This window comes from Gilliamella sp. W8128, from assembly GCF_016100545.1.
Taxonomy (GTDB): domain Bacteria; phylum Pseudomonadota; class Gammaproteobacteria; order Enterobacterales; family Orbaceae; genus Gilliamella; species Gilliamella apis.
Genome location: NZ_JACFSE010000001.1, coordinates 37,083 through 50,499 on the forward strand (window position 1 = coordinate 37,083; position 13,417 = coordinate 50,499).

Annotated in this window: 14 protein-coding genes and 1 riboswitch; of the genes, 6 read left to right on the plus strand and 8 right to left on the minus strand. The window is 36.0% G+C overall.

All coding sequences use genetic code 11. The features are described from left to right. Window positions 1–148 precede the first annotated feature (148 nt). On the plus strand, window positions 149–886 hold the full coding sequence (trmJ, locus tag H3U97_RS00185; RefSeq protein ID WP_081300039.1) for a tRNA (cytosine(32)/uridine(32)-2'-O)-methyltransferase TrmJ: 738 nt from the start codon (window positions 149–151) through the stop codon (window positions 884–886). A gap of 56 nt (window positions 887–942) precedes the next feature. Here the strand turns inward: trmJ and cysS are convergent, their stop codons facing one another. The 5 genes from cysS to mog all read right to left on the minus strand — a co-directional run bounded on the left by cysS (window position 943) and on the right by mog (window position 6,101). After that, window positions 943–2,334, minus strand: a complete 1,392-nt coding sequence (gene cysS / locus H3U97_RS00190) for a cysteine--tRNA ligase (RefSeq protein ID WP_198197468.1) — start codon at window positions 2,332–2,334, stop codon at window positions 943–945. Between the two features lie 226 nt (window positions 2,335–2,560). Next, complete coding sequence (locus H3U97_RS00195; RefSeq protein WP_065578554.1) at window positions 2,561–2,803, minus strand: GlsB/YeaQ/YmgE family stress response membrane protein; 243 nt, start codon at window positions 2,801–2,803, stop codon at window positions 2,561–2,563. Window positions 2,804–3,145: 342 nt separating this feature from the next. Next, complete coding sequence (lysC, locus tag H3U97_RS00200) at window positions 3,146–4,507, minus strand: lysine-sensitive aspartokinase 3 (protein ID WP_198197470.1); 1,362 nt, start codon at window positions 4,505–4,507, stop codon at window positions 3,146–3,148. Window positions 4,508–4,581: 74 nt separating this feature from the next. Further along, a riboswitch (Lysine riboswitch) is annotated at window positions 4,582–4,756 on the minus strand. Between the two features lie 111 nt (window positions 4,757–4,867). Continuing rightward, entirely contained in the window at window positions 4,868–5,326 is a 459-nt protein-coding gene (argR, locus tag H3U97_RS00205) for a transcriptional regulator ArgR (protein WP_034905059.1), read from the minus strand. 196 nt (window positions 5,327–5,522) lie between these two features. Further along, window positions 5,523–6,101 (minus strand): molybdopterin adenylyltransferase, encoded by a 579-nt coding sequence (mog, locus tag H3U97_RS00210; RefSeq protein WP_198197472.1) that lies wholly within the window; start codon window positions 6,099–6,101, stop codon window positions 5,523–5,525. A 150-nt stretch (window positions 6,102–6,251) separates the two neighbouring features. On the opposite strand from mog, the gene H3U97_RS00215 reads away from it, so the two are divergent. After that, window positions 6,252–7,190, plus strand: coding sequence for an ABC transporter ATP-binding protein (locus H3U97_RS00215; RefSeq protein ID WP_198197474.1), 939 nt, complete (start codon window positions 6,252–6,254; stop codon window positions 7,188–7,190). Continuing rightward, entirely contained in the window at window positions 7,183–7,953 is a 771-nt protein-coding gene (locus tag H3U97_RS00220) for an ABC transporter permease (RefSeq protein WP_198197475.1), read from the plus strand. Before H3U97_RS00215 ends, H3U97_RS00220 begins: the two co-directional genes overlap by 8 nt. A 52-nt stretch (window positions 7,954–8,005) precedes the next feature. Here the strand turns inward: H3U97_RS00220 and H3U97_RS00225 are convergent, their stop codons facing one another. The 3 genes from H3U97_RS00225 to accB form a co-directional block, all read right to left on the minus strand. After that, a complete protein-coding gene (locus H3U97_RS00225; protein WP_065578559.1) occupies window positions 8,006–8,644 on the minus strand; it encodes a bifunctional 4-hydroxy-2-oxoglutarate aldolase/2-dehydro-3-deoxy-phosphogluconate aldolase in 639 nt (212 codons plus the stop codon). A gap of 66 nt (window positions 8,645–8,710) precedes the next feature. Continuing rightward, window positions 8,711–10,057 carry an acetyl-CoA carboxylase biotin carboxylase subunit gene (gene accC / locus H3U97_RS00230; RefSeq protein ID WP_198197478.1) on the minus strand — a complete coding sequence of 449 codons (1,347 nt, stop codon included), beginning with the start codon at window positions 10,055–10,057 and terminating at the stop codon, window positions 8,711–8,713. A gap of 41 nt (window positions 10,058–10,098) precedes the next feature. Then, the gene (accB, locus tag H3U97_RS00235) at window positions 10,099–10,554 is read right to left on the minus strand and encodes an acetyl-CoA carboxylase biotin carboxyl carrier protein (RefSeq protein WP_065578561.1); all 456 of its coding nucleotides are present in this window, start codon (window positions 10,552–10,554) and stop codon (window positions 10,099–10,101) included. Between the two features lie 373 nt (window positions 10,555–10,927). Between accB and H3U97_RS00240 the strand changes: the two genes are divergently transcribed. The 3 genes from H3U97_RS00240 to mreD all read left to right on the plus strand — a co-directional run bounded on the left by H3U97_RS00240 (window position 10,928) and on the right by mreD (window position 13,407). Next, window positions 10,928–11,971 carry a rod shape-determining protein gene (locus tag H3U97_RS00240; RefSeq protein WP_065562215.1) on the plus strand — a complete coding sequence of 348 codons (1,044 nt, stop codon included), beginning with the start codon at window positions 10,928–10,930 and terminating at the stop codon, window positions 11,969–11,971. 115 nt (window positions 11,972–12,086) lie between these two features. Next, the gene (gene mreC, locus H3U97_RS00245; protein ID WP_065650768.1) at window positions 12,087–12,929 is read left to right on the plus strand and encodes a rod shape-determining protein MreC; all 843 of its coding nucleotides are present in this window, start codon (window positions 12,087–12,089) and stop codon (window positions 12,927–12,929) included. Next, the gene (gene mreD, locus H3U97_RS00250) at window positions 12,916–13,407 is read left to right on the plus strand and encodes a rod shape-determining protein MreD (RefSeq protein ID WP_065614507.1); all 492 of its coding nucleotides are present in this window, start codon (window positions 12,916–12,918) and stop codon (window positions 13,405–13,407) included. The genes mreC and mreD overlap by 14 nt, the downstream gene beginning before the upstream one ends. Window positions 13,408–13,417: the final 10 nt, after the last annotated feature.

Genomic DNA, 13,417 nt, shown 5'->3' on the forward strand with positions numbered 1-13,417 from the left:
ATTAAACTTTTTGTGAACTTTGTCTAAAATAGTGAATTTCTAGTTATGATTAACCTTTGTGAAACTGCTTTTAAACTATTTTTTATTATATACTGTGGTTTATTTGTGTTAATTTTAAGTATAAGTTGTGTTATTTAATGAGGAATATGTGAATTATTTAAATAATGTTAAGATTGTTTTAGTTGAAACTTCCCATACAGGTAATATGGGTTCTGCCGCTCGTGCAATGAAAACCATGGGATTAACTAATTTATGTTTGGTTAATCCGATAATAAAGCCAGACTCTCAATCTATTTCACTGGCAGCTGGTGCCAGTGATATTATCAAACAGGCACAAATTTTTTCCTCTTTAGAAGAAGCTGTTGCTGATTGTTCTTTAGTTATTGGTACCAGTGCTCGGCCACGAAGCCTACAATGGCCAAATTTAACCCCAAAAGAGTGCGGTGATAAAATAATTGCTGAAGCATCTCATCATGCTCAAGTAGCTTTAGTTTTTGGTCGTGAACGGGTTGGGTTAACTAACGATGAATTACAAAAGTGCCACTTCCATGTCGGTATTCCTGCTAATCCTGACTATAGCTCTTTAAATTTAGCAATGTCAGTACAAGTTCTTTGTTACGAAATTAGAATGTCGATGTTGTCTGCTCAAGACTCACCGTCACAGTTAGCTGATCAGAATATAAATGACACACAATATCCTAAAGATGAAGATATTGAACGATTTTATCAGCATTTAGAGCAGACCTTATTACAAACAGGTTTTATTAACCCTAACCATCCAGGGCAAATTATGGGGCGTTTACGAAGATTATTTACTCGTGCCCGTATTGAACAACAAGAGCTGAATATATTAAGGGGAATTTTAACCTCAATAGATAAAAAATAGTTAGTCTATCCCCTAGTAATTTTTCATTAAATCTAGGGGATTTTAGGTTTATTGCATTAACTTTTTTTACGCCAAGTTGTGCCGTTAGCACCGTCTTCTAAAATAATATTCATTTGATTGAGTTTATCTCGTGCCTCATCAGCTAAAGCCCAATTTTTAGTAGCACGAGCATCATTACGTTGTTTAATTAATGCTTCAATGAGTTGTGTTTCACTATCATCCTGATTACTACCTTGTAAAAACTTAACCGGATCTTGTTCGAGTAAACCAAGTACAGAAGATAAATAGCGTAACTCAGCAGCAAGTTCATTGGCTAGTGGCATATCATTTTCTGCTTTAGCTTTATTTATCTCTCGAGCTAAGTCAAACAAGGTTGAATAGGCTTCTGGAGTATTGAAATCATCATTCATTGCCTGACAAAATTGTCGATAATAATCACTATCAGGTGTGTTATGTGGATAATTAGCATCGGTATCTCGTAAAGCCGTATAAAGTCTTTCTAAAGCAGTTCTAGCTTGCTTTAAATTTTCCTCGCTATAGTTAAGTTGGCTACGATAATGACCTGATAATAAAAAGTAACGCACAGTCTCTGCATCATAATGCTCTAATACATCACGAATGGTGAAAAAATTATTAAGTGATTTAGACATCTTCTCTTGGTCAATCATCACCATACCTGAATGCATCCAGTAATTTACATATTGACCATTATGGGCACAGGTAGATTGGGCTATTTCATTTTCATGATGTGGGAACATTAAGTCAGAACCGCCACCATGGATATCAAAATGATTGCCTAATTGATGACTATTCATGGCCGAGCATTCAATATGCCAACCTGGACGGCCTTTACCCCATGGCGAATCCCAACTCGGTTCGTTAGGTTTTGACATTTTCCAAAGCACAAAATCCATTGGATTGCGTTTTACATCAACGACATCAACTCGAGCGCCTGCTTGTAACTGTTCTAAATTTTGACGTGATAAAATACCGTAGTTAGGATCACTATCGACAGAAAACATGACATCACCGTTATCGGCGATATAAGCATGCTCTTTTTTGATTAACTCTTCTACAAGCTCGATAATTTGTGACATATGACGAGTAGCACGAGGCTCTACATCAGGACGTTTTATATTTAGTGCGTCAAAATCGGCATACATCTCTTTTAACATGCGATCCGTTAATTCATCACAGGTTTCGCCATTTTCAAGCGCACGTTTAATGATCTTGTCATCGACATCGGTAATATTACGCACATAAGTTAGATCGTAACCTAAAAAACGTAAATAGCGAGTAACGACATCAAATGCGACAAAAGTACGACCATGGCCAATGTGGCAAAGATCATAAATGGTAACGCCACAGACATATAGTCCAACTTTATTAGCTGTAATAGGCTGAAATATCTCTTTTTCTCGAGTTAGTGTATTAAAGATTTTTAACATTATTGATTACTGTTCATGTCAGATTATGATTAATTGTTAATATAACAAAAATCAGAGTATGGCGGAATGACTTTTGCTAATCTTAAAGATTAAAAACAGTACAAATAGTGATTGTATTAAGATTGTTTATGGTTTAATCAGTGCAGATTAAAATTGTCAGAAGAAGATTTGATTGAATTTGATATAAAATGACGAGTAAGTCTACTCGTCATTTTATGAAGTAATTTTATTTTATTAATCGATAAATATAAATCAATAAAATAGCACCAAGAACAGAAATAAATAAACTCGGGAAGTTAAAACCAGTTACACTTCCCCAACCGAAGAATGTACTAATGTAACCACCAACTAATGCACCCGCCACGCCAAGTAGAATGGTTTTAAGCACACCAACTTGTCCTAATGGCATAAAAAACTTAGCAATCCATCCAGCAATTAATCCTAGAATAATCCAGCTTAAAATACCCATGATAGTTTCCTTCGTCTAATTAAGTTAAAAGTTACTTTTTGTATAGCTTAAAACATATTGCAGATGAAAATAATCGTTGTGAAAGATATAACTAATTAATAAAACGTAAAATTTACAGCTTTAAAAAAATTGTTATCAAAGAAAGAAGAAAAATGATTAATACTTAGAACTGTGTGTAGCCATAGATGTATGTCTAGGTCATTACCAACAACCTTTCATACAAATATTAAGTGTAGTTTACAATTATTTTTTCAAATATTCTAGAAATTTTTAGTACTGCTTAAGTGAAGATTTATATCATCATTTGCTAGGAGCGATAATATAATCGCTCCCGTTAAGTCGTTATTCAAAAATAGTTTTGTGTAAAACTTTGATCACATCTTCTGCATCATTACTTCGTGCTAGTAAGCAAAGATTATGCGTGCTAGCGCCATAACAACATAGACGAATAATGAAATCATCTAAAGCTCCGAAAACTTCTTTCGCAATACCTTTAGTCGTGGTTAGATTATTACCAATTATAGCAATCAGCGCTAAATCTTCTTCAACTTCGACATGACAAACCGTTGATAACTCATCAAATAACGCTTTAGTTAATAAGCTATTGCCATTGGTATTTGTGCCTGTGGTATCAATGGTTAATGCAATGCTGACTTCAGAGGTTGTTACCAAATCGACCGAGATATTGTGTTTAGCCAATATAGTAAATACATTTGCTAAAAAACCTTGTGCATGTAGCATATTTAAACTGGTTAAGGTTAATAATGTCTGTTGACGACGAAGTGCTAATGCTCTGAACGAAGGTAATGATGATTTAATACTATGAGTATTATAGACAATAGTTCCTCCGTCTTGTGGCGCTTTACTTGAACCGACAAATACCGGAATATTGCTACGCACAGCTGGTACTAGTGTTGCTGGGTGTAAAACTTTAGCTCCAAAAGTGGCCATTTCAGCGGCTTCGGCAAATGATATTTCATCAATACGTTTTGCACCAGAGGTAATTCGAGGATCGGTGGTATAAATACCAGCAACATCGGTCCAGATATCAATTTGGGTAGCATTTAACGCTTCGCCAAGTAAGGCTGCGGTATAATCGCTTCCACCACGCCCCAAAGTTGTGGTTTTACCTGAACTTTCACTACCAATAAAGCCTTGAGTAACCACGATAGTTTCTGGATTGAGTGATTTTAAATGGGCGCAACAAAGTTGTTTAATTTCGTCTATTTTCGGTACTGCTTTACCAAATTTATCATCAGTGCGCATTACTTTACGGACATCAAACCAAATGGCATTTTTTTGTTTTTCTTTTAATATTTCGACAAATAGTTTTGATGACATGATTTCGCCATAACTGACTAATTCATCCGTCAGCGCAGGGGAGGTAGCTAAACTTGCGGCTTCTGATAACGAAGCGATATTGGCAATTATTTGGTCAATTTCAGTGCGTAGAGCTTGATTTTCAGGTAGATTTTCTAAGATATTATATTGAATTGATTGAATTTTGGCGATGTGTTTTGCTCTGACATTGGCATCACGACCTTCAGCTAATGCTACCAATAAATTGGTTATACCTGCTGAGGCAGATAATACGACTACTTTGATATTAGGATTAGCTAGAACAATATTAGCACTGTTGACCATTGCTGGGTAATCTGCAACGCTAGTACCACCGAATTTAGCAATTATAAATGATGTTTCCATGGATTCCTCATATTAAAAATTCTTATTTTTAACAGAGATAGAGCGGGCATGTCTTACTACCGTTTAAAAAACACATACCGTGAAGCGCTCCACCTGTTAGGGTGACAACCCAAGGGATTCAGCCCTTGTAGCCGATTCAATTGCTTTCTGGAATAACAATCAAACCTCGGCATTACACCCCATTAATCATCTCTTTACGGCTCCAGTTCCTAAAATGATCTACCTGAGTAATGCGCCTCTTCTTTTTTTTGTAATATTGGTTACAAAATCAGTGTCATATAGGATTAACGATTTAACCAAGTGTGTCAATAGCCTAAATATTAAAAAAAATTATTGGTCTGGCTTAAAATAAATTGTTTTTTATAAGCTTCGCTCAAATAATTCAATAATAGTTTGATACAGTTTCTTAACCGAACAATCTTTAGTCGGAGTGCTAAAAATTGTATCATCGCCGGCAATGGAGCCTAAAATCCCTTCTGATTTACCAATTGAATCTAACAATCTAGCAATCAGTTGCGCAGCTCCCGGACTGGTACGGATAACCACCATTGAACTATTGTAATCAATATCCAATACTAAATTCTTCAGTGGACTACTAGTGGTTGGTACGCTCATTTCGGCTGGTAAGCAGTAAACCATTTCTGATTTTGCATTGCGAGTTCTTACTGCACCAAATTTGGTTAACATTCGAGATACTTTGGACTGATTTATATTATCAAATCCTTGTTCCTGTAAGGCCTGTACGATACCTATCTGAGAACTAAACTTTTCTTGTAATAACATTTCTTTAAAAGTTTTAGTGAGATCATTTTGTTTCATACTGTTCCTTTAAATTAAATTTATGACCAATTACGCCAACAGCGTTTATTAATCATATTAACTAGTTATCTAAAATTACCTAATTATAATCTTAAATAATGTCATTATTAGCCATTAAGGTAATATTGCTATTATCAATCTTACCTGCACGGTTAAAACATTTATTTACATAATTATGCATGATGTTTGCATAAAATTAAAGGTTAGATTTGCTAGCATTTTTCGGTCGGAAAGCTTGAACAACATGATTATGAGTTTCGATATAAGGGCCATCTAGTAAATCAATACAGTATGGAACACTGGCGAAGATACCTGTAACAATAGTATTTCCTTGATCATCTTTCACGCCTTCAAGGGTTTCTTTAATTGATTTAGGCCTGCCTGGTAAGTTTAAAATTAAACATTTTTTTCTAATGACACCCACTTGCCGGGATAAAATTGCTGTAGGAACAAAATACAAACTAATTTGCCGCATTTGTTCACCAAAACCTGGCATTAATCGGTCAGCAATTGCTAAGGTTGCATTTGGTGTAACATCTCTAATTGCTGGCCCAGTACCGCCTGTGGTTAATATAAGGTGGCATTGCAACTTATCTACCAATTCGCATAAAGTTTCTTCAATGATTAGTTGTTCATCAGGAATAATACGTTGTTCAGTAATAAATGGTGTTTTTAAGGCTGTTTGTAACCATGATAACAATGCTGGAATACCCTCATCTTGATAAATACCTTGTGATGCTCTATCTGATACTGAAACCAAACCAATTTTGATCATAACCTCTAATCCTTAATCTTATATTTATCTAATAATTATATTGTTAGCCTTGAAAATTGAATTATTCTAAAAATCATAACAATATTGTCGATCGGCTAAACATGATATCATATTATATAAATAACAAATTAAGGAATTAGGATTCATTTTATGTCATCAACGCCCGCACTAGAGCTCATAGCGCTCAAGAAAAAATATAAAAATGGTGTAGAAGCATTAAAAGGAATTAATTTAACCGTACAAGCAGGGGATTTTTATGCTTTGCTCGGCCCTAATGGTGCCGGTAAATCAACCACTATTGGTATCATTAGCTCTTTAGTTACCAAAACCTCTGGGCAGGTTAAAATATTTGGATATGATTTAGACAACGATGTTGTTAATGCTAAAAGGCAATTAGGTCTGGTCCCGCAGGAGTTTAATTTTAACCAATTTGAAGAAGTACTCCAGATTGTTACCAATCAAGGTGGTTATTATGGTTTGCCTCGCAAATTAGCCTTACAACGAGCTGAAAAGTATCTGCGTATTTTAGATTTGTGGGATAAACGACATAGTCGAGCAAATATGTTATCCGGCGGAATGAAAAGACGGCTAATGATCGCTAGAGCGCTGGTTCATGAACCAAAATTATTAATTCTAGATGAACCTACCGCCGGGGTTGATATAGAATTACGTCGTTCTATGTGGGAATTTCTCCGCAAAATTAATCAACAAGGCATTACTATTATATTAACCACCCACTATTTGGAAGAAGCCGAAATGCTCTGCCGTCATATCGGTATTATTCAGCATGGAGAGTTAATCGCTAACTCATCAATGCGTGATCTGCTAGCAAAAAGTCAATCCGAAACAATCATCATTGATTATGTACCAACAGCTACACCAATCTATCTTCAAGGTTATCATTATACCGAGGTCGAATCGGGGATGTTAGAAGTCAGTGTAGATAAACAACATGGACTAAATCAGTTGTTTGAACAACTCAATCAACAAAACATAAAGGTAATTAGTGTTCGTAATAAAGCTAATCGACTAGAAGAATTATTTGTAGATTTGGTGCGCAATGATACTAAAGGAGCTATTGATGAATAATTTATATTGGATTGCCTTAAAAAGTATTTGGCGTAAAGAAGTTACCCGATTTTTAAGAATTTGGCTGCAAACATTGATTCCTCCTGTTATTACCATGTCTCTGTATTTTATTATTTTTGGCAATTTAATCGGCTCACGTGTTGGTGACATGGGCGGTTTTAGCTATATGGCGTTTATTGTCCCCGGTCTAATTATGATGTCGGTCATTACCAATTCATATACTAATGTCTGCTCTTCATTTTTTAGTGCAAAATTCCAACGTAATATTGAAGAAATACTTGTTGCTCCGGTACCTACTCATATTATTATTTGGGGATATGTCGGTGGCGGTGTCATGCGCGGCATATTGACAGGTATATTGGTTACAATTGTGTCGTTATTCTTTGTTCGATACCAAGTTTATTCATGGCCATTTGTTATTTTTACCTTATTATTAACCTCAATTTTATTTTCCTTAGCCGGCTTGCTAAATGCCGTATTTGCAAAATCCTTTGATGATATAAGTATTATTCCCACCTTTGTATTAACACCGTTAACTTATTTAGGTGGCGTTTTTTATTCAATCTCCATGTTACCCACTTTTTGGCAATGGGTTTCTAAACTCAATCCAATTGTCTATATGATTAATGGATTTCGATATGGTTTTTTAGGCACTAGTGATGTCTCTTTAGTGATCACTTTTTCAATGCTGTTACTTTTTGTGGCTACTTTATATTTTATCGCGTGGCGAGTTATTGAAAGTGGAAGAGGGCTTAGGAGTTAGATTAATCTGGATAAAGCTAAACCGCCGACCAATGTCGGCGGTAAAGTAGAACCTATTTTGCACCAGCAACGGCTTCTTTGGCCATTTCAGTAATTTTAGCAAAATCACCTTTAGCAATCGCATCGGTAGGGATAAACCAAGTTCCACCTACACAAAGGACATTATCAAGTGCTAAATAGTCACGATAGTTTTTCGGATTCACACCGCCAGTTGGGCAAAACTTCATATAACCGCAAGGACCAGCAAAAGCTTTCAGTGCCGCAACACCGCCATTGATTTCTGCTGGAAAGAATTTTAATGCCGTTAAGCCATATTCTTGGGCAGTTAATAATTCAGAAATAGTTGCAATTCCAGGAATAACCGGCACAGTACCTTCAACTGCTGCTTTTAAAATAGAATCAGTAATACCCGGAGTGATGATAAATTCCACGCCTGCTTCAGTTGCTTGTTTAAGTTGTTCAACAGTGGTTACTGTACCTGCACCCACTACTGCTTCAGGTACTTCCTTGATAATTTTTTTAATGGCATCAAGTGCACATTCAGTTCTTAATGTAACCTCTAGAACTTTAACTCCTCCTGCAATTAATGCTTTTGCTAATGGAACAGCATCTTCTAAACGTTCAATAACAATAACCGGTACAACAGGGCCTAATGTTAAAATTTCCTCAGCGGTTTTTTTCCAACTCTTCATATGCGTTACCTATACTTTATTTACTTCTATACAGCAATAAGCCCTCAAAATAGTGAGGGCTTATTTTTACTCATAAATACCTAATTTCTTTTCTAAATAATGAATGTTTGTGCCACCTTTCATGAAGCCTTCATCATTCATAATTTCTATATGAAGTTCGATATTGGTTTTTATTCCATCGATAACCAGTTCTGCTAATGCATTTTTCATGCGGGCGATGGCGACTTCTCGGGTCTCTCCATAAGCGATTAACTTACCAATCATTGAATCATAATAAGGCGGAACCGCATAACCAGCATAAATATGAGATTCCCAACGAATACCAAACCCACCTGGAGCATGGAAGCGAGTGATTTTACCCGGAGATGGCATAAACGTTTTTGGATCTTCAGCATTTATTCGACATTCAATGGCATGACCTTTAATTTCAATATCGTCTTGCTTGATAGATAAAGGTTGTCCTGCAGCAATAAGAATCTGCTCACGAATTAGATCAACGCCTGTCACCATTTCAGTAACTGGATGTTCTACTTGAATACGGGTATTCATTTCAATGAAATAGAATTCACCATTTTCAAATAAAAATTCAAAAGTACCTGCACCACGATAACCAATCTCAATACATGCATTTACACAACGTTCGCCGATAAATTTACGCATTTTCGGTGTGATGCCGACAGCCGGTGCTTCTTCAACTACTTTTTGATGGCGTCGTTGCATTGAACAGTCACGCTCACCTAAGTAAACGGCATGACCTTGACCATCAGATAGTACTTGAATTTCAATATGACGAGGGTTTTCAAGGAATTTTTCCATATAAACCATGTCATTATTAAACGCTGTTTTTGCTTCCAGCTTAGTCATTTTGATTGATTGTTCGAGGTCTTTTTCTTCTCGAACAATACGCATTCCGCGGCCACCACCACCGCCAGATGCTTTAATAATCACTGGATAACCAATTTTCTTTGCAATCTGTTTGTTGGTATCCATATTGCTACCAAGTGGACCATCAGAACCAGGAACACATGGTACACCGGCTTTTCTCATCGCTTCAATTGCCGATACTTTATCGCCCATTAAGCGAATAGTATCTGGTTTTGGACCAATAAATATAAAGCCAGAACGTTCGACTTGTTCAGCAAAGTCAGCATTTTCAGATAAAAAACCATATCCTGGATGAATAGCGGCTGCGCCAGTTACTTCGGCAGCAGAAATTAAGGCTGGGATATTAAGATAACTTTTTGCAGAAGCTGCTGGACCAATGCAAACCGTTTCGTCTGCAAGTAAAACATGTTTTAAATCTTTATCTGCCGAAGAGTGAACAGCGACAGTTTTAATTCCAAGTTCTTTACATGCTCGTAAGATGCGAAGAGCAATTTCTCCGCGGTTAGCAATAAGAATTTTATCAAGCATATTCAATCTCTTAATCGTCTAAGTTAATAAATAATTTCTGATTATTCAATAATGAATAGCGGTTGATCGAATTCAACTGGTTGACCATTTTCAACTAAAATAGCTTTAATAGTCCCTGCTTTTTCTGATTCAATTTGGTTCATCATTTTCATCGCTTCAACAATGCAAAGTACATCACCAACATTTACCGATTGGCCGACTTCAACAAATGCTTTCGATTCCGGACTAGGGGTACGATAAAATGTACCAACCATTGGTGATTTTATTGTGGTACCATTAATTGTATTGGTATCTGCGATGACTTCTGCTTCAACAGTTGGAGCAACCACAACAGGAGCTGGTTGAGGAATTTGAATATTTTGCACTGGCGCAGAATAGTTTGCCGCAGGCATAGAACGACTAATTCGAACTGATTCTTCACCTTCAGAAATTTCAAGTTCAGAAATACCTGACTCTTCTACTAATTCAATTAACTTTTTAATTTTGCGTATATCCATGAATTACACCGTGTTTATTTGATATAAATAACAATTATTTTAATGCATACTTAATACCTTAAAAGTTACCTTTTAATACGATACTAAGTTTGTAACTCAACATTAACGCGGAAGGATACACTGTAAATCGTAATTTGTCATTATATATCTCCTTTACAAACACTTGTTATACTATTTTCTAGGTATTATTTTAGAATTGCGATACAATAGTAACCCTTAATTATTATTGAAGCTAGCTGTGGTTTTTATCTGCTAAAAAATCTCTTATTTATCGGATAAAATATAGAAATATATATATTTTGTAGATGCCTTAGTTTGCTTCTGAATACTCAAATATATTCAAACAAGATTAATTCTAGGAAGAGTTTTTATTATGTTCAAAAAAGTTCGCGGCTTGTTTTCAAATGATTTATCGATTGATTTAGGTACAGCCAATACTCTTATTTATGTTAAAGGGCAAGGCATTGTGCTTAACGAACCTTCAGTTGTTGCCATTCGTCAAGATCGCTCTGGAACACCTAAAAGTGTTGCTGCAGTTGGCCATGCTGCGAAACAGATGCTAGGACGAACACCTGGTAATATTGCAGCGATTAGACCAATGAAAGATGGTGTAATTGCAGACTTTTCCGTAACTGAAAAAATGTTACAGTACTTTATTCGACAAGTTCATAGCCATAGTTTTTTAAGACCAAGTCCGCGTGTACTAGTTTGTGTGCCTGTAGGTGCTACACAAGTTGAACGCAGGGCTATTCGTGAATCAGCATTAGGTGCTGGCGCACGTGAAGTTTACTTAATTGAAGAACCAATGGCTGCAGCTATTGGCGCTGATTTACCTGTTTCAGCACCGACTGGCTCAATGGTGGTTGATATCGGTGGTGGTACAACTGAAGTTGCCGTTATTTCGTTAAATGGTGTGGTTTATTCCGCGTCGGCACGTATTGGTGGTGACCGCTTTGATGAAGCAATTATCAATTATGTTCGTCGTAATTATGGTGCATTAATTGGTGAAGCAACCGCTGAAAAAATTAAGCACTTTATTGGTAGCGCTTATCCAGGTGATGAAGTACTTGAAATTGAAGTGCGGGGCCGTAATTTAGCCGAAGGTGTACCACGTAGCTTTACCTTAAATTCAAATGAAATATTAGAAGCGTTGCAAGAACCATTAAGTGGTATTGTTAGCGCGGTTAAAGTAGCACTTGAACAATGTCCACCAGAACTTGCTTCAGATATTTCTGAGCATGGTATGGTATTAACCGGTGGCGGTGCATTATTGCGTAATATTGATAAATTGTTATCGGCTGAAACTGGTATCCATGTTGTTGTCGCTGAAGATCCTCTAACTTGCGTAGCGCGTGGTGGTGGTAAAGCACTTGATATGGTTGATATGCATGGTGGTGATCTCTTTAGTGAAGAATAACGTTAAATAATTACTAATAAGTAACCAACTATTTCATTTTATCCGCCGACATTGTCGGCGGAGTCATATATTAGAATAGTTAACTACTTAGTATATAACAGGTAAATACTGAACAATGAAATTACTTTTTTCTAAACGTTCGCCTCTGAGTGTACAACTATTTATTGCGCTAACACTTGCTCTGACGCTAATGGTATTAGATATTAATTATCGTCCTTTTAAAGAGATTCGTTATTATTTAGATACCATAATTTCACCACTTTATAATGTTTCAAACGCACCAAAATCATCATTTGACTCTCTTTATGAAATGTCAAAAACACAAGAAGCGTTAGTTAATGAAAATAGCAAATTGCAAGAAACGTTAATGCAACAGAAAAGTGATCTACTACTACTTGAACATTTGAAACATGAAAATGATCGCCTAAGAGGATTATTAGGTTCTCCATTAAGACATGATGAACACAAAATGGCTGCTCAAGTTTTATTAGCTGATACTGATCCTTATGTTTACCAAGTTGTGATCAATAAAGGAAAAAATAATGGTGTTTATGTTGGTCAACCAGTCGTAGATGAGAAAGGAATTGTTGGACAAATTTATCAAACGGCTCAATCAACCAGCCGTGCGATATTAGTTTGTGATTATCAACATGCAATCCCTGTGCAAGTACTAAGAAATGATATTTCTATGGTAGCAGTTGGTAATGGATGTAGTAATGATTTAACCCTTGATTTTTTACCTAATAATGTTGATATCAAAGTTGGTGATGTTTTAGTTACTTCTGGACTTGATGGTCGCTTCCCTGAAGGCTATCCAGTGGCTGTGGTAAGCTCAGTCAAACTTGATATTAGTGATTCAACCCCAATTATTTCTGCTACACCTACAGCGGATTTAAAACGTTTACGCTATTTATTATTACTATGGGGCGAACAAGGAGTAAAACATGAGGGGGAATAGTCGATTTAGTATTTTGATTATTTGGTTAACACTGTTGATAGGCTTATGTTTACAGATTGTTCCATGGTCAGCTGATTATAATATGCTTAAACCGCATTTATTAATGTTAATCATGGCGTATTGGTTAATAGCGCTTCCTCATCGTATTGGAATGGGGATGGCCTTTATATTAGGCATCGTCTTGGATCTATTTTCCGGATCTATTCTTGGTATTCATGCGTTTATTTTTTCCTGTATAGCTTACTTGCTGCTGTTTAAATTTCAGTTGATTCGTAATTTAGCGCTCTGGCAGCAAGCAATTGTTATCTTTGTTGTATCACTTTGTTACAATTTTTTAATATTTTTATTTCAGGTTACTATTTATCACACCATAACGATTTCGCCTTTAATTTTAATATCTAGTTGTGTTGATGGGGTATTATGGATAGTGATTTATCTATTTTTACGAATAATAAGACGGAACTTTGCTATCAATTAAAAAGGAATCA

Excerpts from the sequence above, each read along its gene's own strand:
- H3U97_RS00240 (WP_065562215.1), top strand. The coding sequence starts at position 10,928 with ATGTTCAAAAAAGTTCGCGGCTTGTTTTCAAATGATTTATCGATTGAT.
- mreC (WP_065650768.1), top strand. The coding sequence starts at position 12,087 with ATGAAATTACTTTTTTCTAAACGTTCGCCTCTGAGTGTACAACTATTT.
- lysC (WP_198197470.1), bottom strand. The coding sequence starts at position 4,507 with ATGGAAACATCATTTATAATTGCTAAATTCGGTGGTACTAGCGTTGCA.
- argR (WP_034905059.1), bottom strand. The coding sequence starts at position 5,326 with ATGAAACAAAATGATCTCACTAAAACTTTTAAAGAAATGTTATTACAA.
- H3U97_RS00225 (WP_065578559.1), bottom strand. The coding sequence starts at position 8,644 with ATGAAGAGTTGGAAAAAAACCGCTGAGGAAATTTTAACATTAGGCCCT.
- mreD (WP_065614507.1), top strand. The coding sequence starts at position 12,916 with ATGAGGGGGAATAGTCGATTTAGTATTTTGATTATTTGGTTAACACTG.
- cysS (WP_198197468.1), bottom strand. The coding sequence starts at position 2,334 with ATGTTAAAAATCTTTAATACACTAACTCGAGAAAAAGAGATATTTCAG.
- accB (WP_065578561.1), bottom strand. The coding sequence starts at position 10,554 with ATGGATATACGCAAAATTAAAAAGTTAATTGAATTAGTAGAAGAGTCA.
- H3U97_RS00220 (WP_198197475.1), top strand. The coding sequence starts at position 7,183 with ATGAATAATTTATATTGGATTGCCTTAAAAAGTATTTGGCGTAAAGAA.
- accC (WP_198197478.1), bottom strand. The coding sequence starts at position 10,057 with ATGCTTGATAAAATTCTTATTGCTAACCGCGGAGAAATTGCTCTTCGC.
- H3U97_RS00195 (WP_065578554.1), bottom strand. The coding sequence starts at position 2,803 with ATGGGTATTTTAAGCTGGATTATTCTAGGATTAATTGCTGGATGGATT.
- H3U97_RS00215 (WP_198197474.1), top strand. The coding sequence starts at position 6,252 with ATGTCATCAACGCCCGCACTAGAGCTCATAGCGCTCAAGAAAAAATAT.
- mog (WP_198197472.1), bottom strand. The coding sequence starts at position 6,101 with ATGATCAAAATTGGTTTGGTTTCAGTATCAGATAGAGCATCACAAGGT.